This window comes from Riemerella anatipestifer, from assembly GCF_035666175.1.
Classification (GTDB): domain Bacteria; phylum Bacteroidota; class Bacteroidia; order Flavobacteriales; family Weeksellaceae; genus Riemerella; species Riemerella anatipestifer_D.
In genome coordinates this window covers 2556398-2564004 of sequence record NZ_CP142016.1, presented here as the reverse complement: position 1 = coordinate 2564004, position 7607 = coordinate 2556398, and the positions used below count along the sequence as shown (strand labels likewise).

Sequence of the window (7607 nt, the reverse complement as noted above, 5' to 3'; positions counted from 1 at the left end):
GTTGTTTAATATTACTTAGTTAATTTTTGACTTTAATGGGAGGGCAAATATCTGAGTTTTTAATTTTAAAAAAAAGTGTTTGCTCCCTTGATTTTTTAGAAATATATTTGTATGTATAAAAGAAAAACTTGATATGATACACACAGTACATTCAGTACGAGTAAGATATGGAGAAACCGACCCTATGAAGTATGTTTACTACGGAAATTATGCTGGATATTTTGAGGTTGCAAGAGTGGAACTATTCCGTAGTATTGGGATTGCTTATGATGAGATAGAAAACAGAGGCATTTGGCTCCCTGTATCCGAATATCATACCAAGTATTTGAAACCAGCTCGTTATGATGAAGTTTTAGAAATTCATACATTTATTAAAAAACTTCCTGATGGTGTAAGAATTATTTTTGACTATGAAATCTATAATCCCAAAGGAGAAAAAATAACGGAAGCCTCCACTACCCTCTTTTTTTTAAATGCAAAGACAGGACGAATAATGCCCTGCCCCGATTTTCTACTAGATTTAATGAAATCTTATTTTTAATTATCAAAGGTTAAAGTTTGGTACCACTTTCTATTTCATAAGGTTCTTTTCCTACTTCAAATATTCTAGTAAGATGAGAGCCTTCTACGGTTATTTTATCTCCTCCCCTGCGTATCCAGTTACCTTCTCTCAGCCCCACTACTTTGGTATCGTTTTGAGAAAGGAACTCTTTAATTCTTGTTTCTCTAGTTTCGCCATTATGTTTCAAATTAGGGTCTGGGTCTAAATAGTGTGGATTGATATTAAAAGGAACCAATCCCATACACTCAAAACTAGGAGTGAATACAATCGGCATATCATTAGTGTTTTTCATATTAAGCCCACCTATGTTGCTCCCTGCACTTGTGCCTAGATAAGGCTTTCCGCTTTGTACTTGCTCTTTCAAGGTAGTCATCAAATCCAATTCGTGTAAAGTTTTTACAAGTAAAAAAGTATTTCCGCCACCTGTAAAATACGCTTTTGCATTTTGCACAGCTTCTTTAACATTTTCAAACTCGTGGAGCCCTTTTATCTTTATGCCTATACTTTCAAAAAAAGCTCTTGCCGTAGAAGTATATTCCTCGTGAGAAATACCATTTGGACGAGCATAAGGAATAAACAAAACCTCATCTATCCCTTGATAAAGATTTATAATTTCGTCTTTTAAATACTCTAAATATTTTCCTCCGTATAAGGTAGAGGTAGATGCTAAAATAATATTCATTACAATTATATTTAAGTTTAATAAAGATTTAGTTTCAACCCGTTGTGCATTATGAAATGAAAAAAACAAGAGTTGTTTATTAGACTGAAAATCAGTATATTGTTTTTGCTATAAAACGATATAAATGAACAACATAGAGCAAATATATGAAAGAATTTTGGAAGTTTTAGGACTTTTTTCAGAAAATCAACTGATTAGTTATCAGAGAAGAACACCTAAAATGAGCGATTTAGAAGTCATAAGTCTTAATATTACTGCTGAATACTTGAGTATTGATAGCGAATTACAGTTATTTAGAAAATTGCCAAACTCTCTGATAAACAAAATTGAAAGAAGTGTTTACAATAAGCGAAAACGAAGACTATCCCTACAAACAGAGCAAATTAGACAGCGTATTTCGATGGAGTTCAATGAGTTTGAAGATATTTTTATCGTTGATAGCATGCCAATGAAAGTTTGTGAAAACGCTCGTTCTACTCGTTCAAAAATTTGTAAAGAGCAATCCTATTCTTCACCAACATATGGTTATTGTGCTTCACAGAAATTATATTTCTATGGCTATAAACTACACGCAGTATGTTCTTTAAATGGTGTTGATTAAGAATTTTGATATAAGCCCTGCATCCGTTCACGACATCCACTATTTAAAAGATATTGGTGAGCAAATGCGAAACTGTACTTTAATTGGAGATAGAGGCTATTTATCAGCAAAAGTTCAAATAGATTTATTTAACTATGCTAATATTAAATTAGATACACCAATGAGAAGTAATCAGAAAGATTATATTCCTCAATTTTCATTGTACAAGAAAAAGCGAAAACGAATTGAGACATTTTTCTCTCAACTTTGCGACCAATTTATGATTAAAAGAAACTATGCTAAAACTTTTGAAGGCTTTAAAACAAGGATAATCAGTAAAATAACCGCCGCAACGGTTATTCAATATATCAATAAATTTATCTTCCAAAGAAAATTAAATCATCTAAAAATCAGTATTATTTAAAATGCACAACGAGTTAATATGCAAATTATATATGATAAAAATCATATTTATCTCAATAACTCATCTTTACGATATTTTTAGCATCTTCGGGCGTGAGTTTGCGATGTTCTCCTAAACCTAACCAGTTTCTATCTGTAAATGCTTTTTCCACTTTATCGGCGGTGCCTTCAAACTGTGCGGTATATTCTGACAACTTGGTTTTAATCCCTATAGAATGGAAGAAATGCTCCATTTTTTCAATCCCCTTTTGTGCTCTTTCCTCTAAATTCATCTCAGAAGAAACGTTCCAAACCCGTTCTGCATATTGAGCTAATTTTTGCTTCTTGGTTTCAAAGTTATAACGGTAATGAGACGGTGCTATAATCGCTAAAGTTCTAGCATGGTCGATACCGAAATAAGCTGTAAGCTCGTGTCCCATAGCATGTACCGCCCAATCGGTAGCTACGCCTAAACGCAACAGGCCGTTAAGAGCCATCGTGCAACACCACATATAGTTAGCCGCAGAATCATAATCAAAGTCCTCTTGAAGCACCTTAGGAGCCATCTCCTGAAGCGTTACCAAGATACTTTCTGCCATTCGTTCTTGAAGCGTTGCAGCGGTAGGAAAAGTCATATATTGCTCCAAAACATGCGTGTAAGCATCTGCGATACCATTGGCGATTTGATTTTTAGGGATACTTCTTATCACTTCTGGGTCTAATACCGAAAACTTGGGAAATAGACCATTACCTCCTCCACCGAGTTTTTGTTCGGTTTCTCTTCTAGAAATTACATAGCCCGAGTTCATTTCGGAGCCTGTAGCTGGTAAAGTAAGCACTGAACCAAAACTTAAGGCTTCGTCTTCCTCAGGACGAATGGCTTTAGTTAAAATATCCCAAGGTTCTCCCTCATACTTAGCTGCCGCAGCCAAGAATTTAGTTCCATCAATAACGGAGCCTCCACCTACTGCTAGTAGAAAATCGATATTTTCTGATTTGATAACTTTCAATGCCTCCATTAAAACCGCGTATTCTGGATTGGCTGGTATTCCCCCAAATTCCAAAACATTAAAGCCTTTCAACGCATTTTTAACTTGCTCATACACTCCATTAGACTTGATACTTCCACCTCCGTAGAGCATCAACACTTTAGCATTTTGAGGAATTTCTTTTGAAATTTTTTCTATTTCTCCTTTACCAAAAATAATTTTAGTAGGATTTTTAAATTCAAAATTAAGCATACATTATTATTTTAATAATTAGACAAAAAAGAGAAGCGTTTGCTCCTCTTTATATTCATTTTATTTAGCAATACTTCTAGAAATCACTATTTTTTGTATCTCAGATGTTCCTTCGTAAATCTGAGTAATTTTAGCATCTCTCATCATTCTTTCCACATGGTACTCTCTCACATAACCGTAACCACCGTGTATTTGCACGGCTTCCACTGTGGTATCCATAGCCGTTTTAGAAGCAAATAACTTCGCCATAGCTCCACTTTCAGAAATATCTTTACCATGGTCTTTCTCAGCCGCCGCTTTTAAACAAAGCATTCTAGCTGCCGTAATTTGGGTTGCCATATCTGCCAACTTAAATGCTACAGCTTGATGATTGATAATCTCTGTTCCGAAAGCCTTTCTCTCTTTAGCATATTTTAAGGCTAGTTCGTAAGCACCACTAGCTATCCCCAACGCTTGAGAAGCAATACCTATCCTACCACCATTAAGAACTGCCATAGCAAATTTAAACCCAAAGCCATCTTCTCCTATCCTATTTTCTTTAGGCACTTTCACATCGGTAAATAATAGAGAATGGGTATCACTTCCTCTAATGCCCATTTTATCCTCTTTTGGACCAATTTCAAAACCTTCCCAACCTCTTTCTACAATAAATGCATTGATGCCTTTATGACCTTTTTCTGGGTGTGTCTGTGCAATTACAATATAGTAAGTGGCTGTACTACCGTTGGTAATCCAGTTTTTGGTTCCGTTCAGAAGATAATAGTCACCTTTGTCTTCGGCTGTTGTTTTTTGAGAAGTAGCGTCAGAACCTGCTTCTGGTTCAGAAAGTGCAAATGCCCCAATAACCTCTCCACTAGCTAATGGTACTAGATATTTTTGCTTTTGCTCCTCACTTGCATATTTTTCTAATCCTGCACAAACTAAAGAATTATTTACCGACATAATTACAGCCGCAGAAGCATCAACTTTAGCAATCTCTTCCATAGCTAAAACATAGGATACACTGTCCATACCTGCACCTCCGTATTTAGGGTCTACCATCATACCTAGAAACCCTAACTCTCCCATCTTTTTTACCTGTTCTTCTGGGAATTTTTGATTTTTATCTCTCTCTATAACTTCTGGCAACAATTCGTTTTGAGCAAAATCTCTAGCTGCCTGTTGTATCATTAGTTGTTCTTCCGTTAAATTAAAATCCATAATAGTATTTATTATTAAACTGCCTGTAAAAGTAGTATTTTAATTAAAACACTCAAAGAGTATTTTTGGTTTTTATTAAATAAATATTATATTTGGAAAAATTAAACACAGAAAAAAGAAACATATGTCAGTAACTAGGTTATTTGATTTCGCTTATAAGGCCATAGAAAATCATCCAAAAGAAGATATGCTAACCACTAAGTACAACGGTGTTTGGCAAAAGACTTCCACACTTAAGTTTATAAACATGGGAAATAAAATTTCTCGTGGACTTCTAAAGTTAGGAATAAAACCAGGAGATAAAATTTCCTTAATCTCTACTAATAACCGCACAGAATGGGCAGTGATGGATTTAGGAATTTCCCAAATAGGAGCTGTTACTGTACCTGTATACCCTACTATTTCTGTTGAAGACTACATTTACATCTTTAATAATGCGGAAATAAAATATTGCTTTGTATCAGACGAAGAACTATATCAAAAATTATTATCCGTACAGCCAAGTGTACCTTCTTTAGTGGGGATATTTACCTTTGACAAAGTAGAAGGAGCTCCTAACTGGGCTGAAATATTAGACTTAGGAGAGGACGAAGCTACTCAGATAGAAGTAGAAGATTTAAAAAAGGGAATTAAAACTGATGATTTAGCTTCAATTATCTATACTTCAGGAACCACGGGACGTCCTAAAGGAGTTATGCTAACCCACCAAAATATCGTATCTAATGTACTAACTTGTACACCTATACTTTCAGAGAAAAAACCTCAAAATACAAATTTAAAGAGTCTTAGCTTTCTTCCTATCTGCCATATCTTTGAACGAATGTTATTTTACTTCTACATCAATAGTGGCATATCTATCTACTTTGCGGAAAGTATAGATAAAATGGGTGAAAATATCAAAGAAGTTCAACCTCATTATATGACGGTAGTTCCTAGGCTTATAGAAAAAGTGTACGATAAAATCTACGATAAGGGCGTAAGTGCAGGTGGTCTTAAATCTAAAATTTTCTTGTGGGCATTAGGTGTTAACAAAGCTAAAAAAGAGATTGGTAAACCTAGCGGACTCAAAGAAATTATTGCCGATAAACTCGTATTTAAAAAATGGAGAGAAGGCTTGGGAGGAAACATTGTTACTCTTATTTCTGGTTCCGCAGCCTTAGCTCCTAGACTTAACCGAATGTTCCAAAATGCAGGCATCAGTATATTAGAAGGTTATGGGCTTACAGAAACTTCCCCTGTAATTGCAGTAAACACATTCAATAAAATGAAAGTAGGAACTGTGGGTCCTGTACTTCCAAATTTAGATATTAAAATTCAAGGAGACGGCGAAATATCGGTAAAAGGTCCTTCGGTTACTAAAGGTTACTATAAAGATGATGAGAAAACTCAAGAAGCTTTTACAGAAGATGGCTACTTTAAAACTGGAGATATAGGACATATAGATGATGAAGGATTTTTACACATTACCGACAGAAAGAAAGAGATGTTTAAAACTTCTGGTGGTAAATACATCGCTCCTCAGATGATAGAAAATATGGCGAAAGCCTCCAAATTCATAGAGCAAATAATGGTTGTAGGTGAAGGTGAAAAAATGCCTTGTGCTTTGGTACAGCCAGACTTTCATTTCGCTGTAAATTGGGCGGAAAGACACAACATCAATATTGGCACGACTCCTGAAGAAATTGCTAAAAACCCTCAATTTAAGGCTCGTATAGAAAAAGAAATAGAGTATCTAAATACAAAATTAGGAAGCTGGGAGAAAATAAAGAAAATAGAGCTTACACCTGAAGTTTGGTCTATCGACAGCGGACTACTTACTCCTACTCTAAAATTGAAAAGAAAAATGATTAAACAAAGATTTATAGAACTGTATAATAATATGTACGGACATACAGAGGAAGAATAAATCGGTTTAAACTATACACATTTAAATAAAAGGAAAAATTAAAATTTATGATAACAACATTTAGTTTTATTTTGGGTTCTTTGGGAGCCGTTCTATTTATAGGAATTATTTTCCTTAGCTTTTTTGGACTTTGGTTTATTGTAAAGCAACAAACATCAGTTATAATAGAGCGTCTAGGGAAATTCCATAGTGTAAGAGGTCCTGGTTTTCACCTTAAAATACCTTTTGTAGACCAAATCGCAGGCAGAATTTCTTTAAAAATACAGCAGTTAGATGTAGTGGTAGAAACCAAAACTAAAGACGATGTATTTGTTAAAATAAAGGTGTCTACACAGTATCTTGTTATTGGAGAGAAGGTTTATGATGCGTTTTATAAATTGGATAATCCTCACGCTCAAATTACATCTTATATTTTTGATGTGGTAAGAGCGGAAGTTCCTAAACTTAGATTAGATGACGTGTTTGAGAAAAAAGATGATATTGCTATCGCCGTAAAATCAGAATTACAAGAAGCAATGAATGATTATGGTTACGACATCATTAAAACCTTAGTAACAGACATCGACCCTGATGAGCAAGTAAAACAAGCGATGAACCGTATCAACGCTTCGGAAAGAGAAAAAATAGCCGCTCAATACGAAGGTGATGCTCAAAGAATCCTTATCGTAGAAAAAGCTAAAGCAGAAGCGGAAAGCAAAAGACTACAAGGACAAGGGATTGCCGATCAAAGAAGAGAAATCGCTAAAGGATTAGAAGAATCTGTAAATGTGCTTAACAAAGTAGGTATCAATTCTCAAGAGGCTTCGGCTCTTATCGTAGTTACTCAGCATTATGATACACTTTCGTCTATTGGTTCTACCAATAAGTCTAATCTTATCCTACTTCCTAACACGCCCAATGCGGCTGGAGATATGCTAAATAATTTAGTAACTTCCTTCTCTACGGCAAGCATTATAGGAGAAGAAATCAAAAAGAAAAATAAGGAAGCATAAAAGTTTACTTTTAAGAGGTTTAAATCAAAAGAAAACAGTCCC

At 34.8% G+C, this 7607-nt stretch carries 6 protein-coding genes and 1 pseudogene; 4 read left to right on the top strand and 3 right to left on the bottom strand.

The window, feature by feature from the left end:
* Window positions 1-133 precede the first annotated feature (133 nt).
* The gene (locus VIX88_RS12735; protein ID WP_064970799.1) at window positions 134-541 is read left to right on the top strand and encodes an acyl-CoA thioesterase; all 408 of its coding nucleotides are present in this window, start codon (window positions 134-136) and stop codon (window positions 539-541) included.
* A 10-nt stretch (window positions 542-551) separates the two neighbouring features.
* Here the strand turns inward: VIX88_RS12735 and pepE are convergent, their stop codons facing one another.
* On the bottom strand, window positions 552-1244 hold the full coding sequence (gene pepE, locus VIX88_RS12730; RefSeq protein WP_064970801.1) for a dipeptidase PepE: 693 nt from the start codon (window positions 1242-1244) through the stop codon (window positions 552-554).
* A gap of 124 nt (window positions 1245-1368) precedes the next feature.
* Between pepE and VIX88_RS12725 the strand changes: the two are divergent.
* Window positions 1369-2248 (top strand): annotated as a pseudogene (locus VIX88_RS12725) (IS982-like element ISRa1 family transposase).
* Window positions 2249-2300: 52 nt separating this feature from the next.
* Here VIX88_RS12725 and VIX88_RS12720 read toward each other — a convergent pair.
* On the bottom strand, window positions 2301-3467 hold the full coding sequence (locus VIX88_RS12720; protein WP_064970956.1) for an iron-containing alcohol dehydrogenase: 1167 nt from the start codon (window positions 3465-3467) through the stop codon (window positions 2301-2303).
* Window positions 3468-3527: 60 nt separating this feature from the next.
* The gene (locus tag VIX88_RS12715; RefSeq protein WP_064970957.1) at window positions 3528-4667 is read right to left on the bottom strand and encodes an acyl-CoA dehydrogenase; all 1140 of its coding nucleotides are present in this window, start codon (window positions 4665-4667) and stop codon (window positions 3528-3530) included.
* Window positions 4668-4791: 124 nt separating this feature from the next.
* On the opposite strand from VIX88_RS12715, the gene VIX88_RS12710 reads away from it, so the two are divergent.
* Together VIX88_RS12710 and VIX88_RS12705 are read left to right on the top strand one after the other, a co-directional pair.
* Window positions 4792-6573: an AMP-dependent synthetase/ligase gene (locus VIX88_RS12710; protein ID WP_064970958.1), complete on the top strand. Its 1782-nt coding sequence runs from the start codon at window positions 4792-4794 to the stop codon at window positions 6571-6573.
* A gap of 47 nt (window positions 6574-6620) precedes the next feature.
* Window positions 6621-7565 (top strand): SPFH domain-containing protein, encoded by a 945-nt coding sequence (locus tag VIX88_RS12705; RefSeq protein WP_064970959.1) that lies wholly within the window; start codon window positions 6621-6623, stop codon window positions 7563-7565.
* Window positions 7566-7607: the final 42 nt, after the last annotated feature.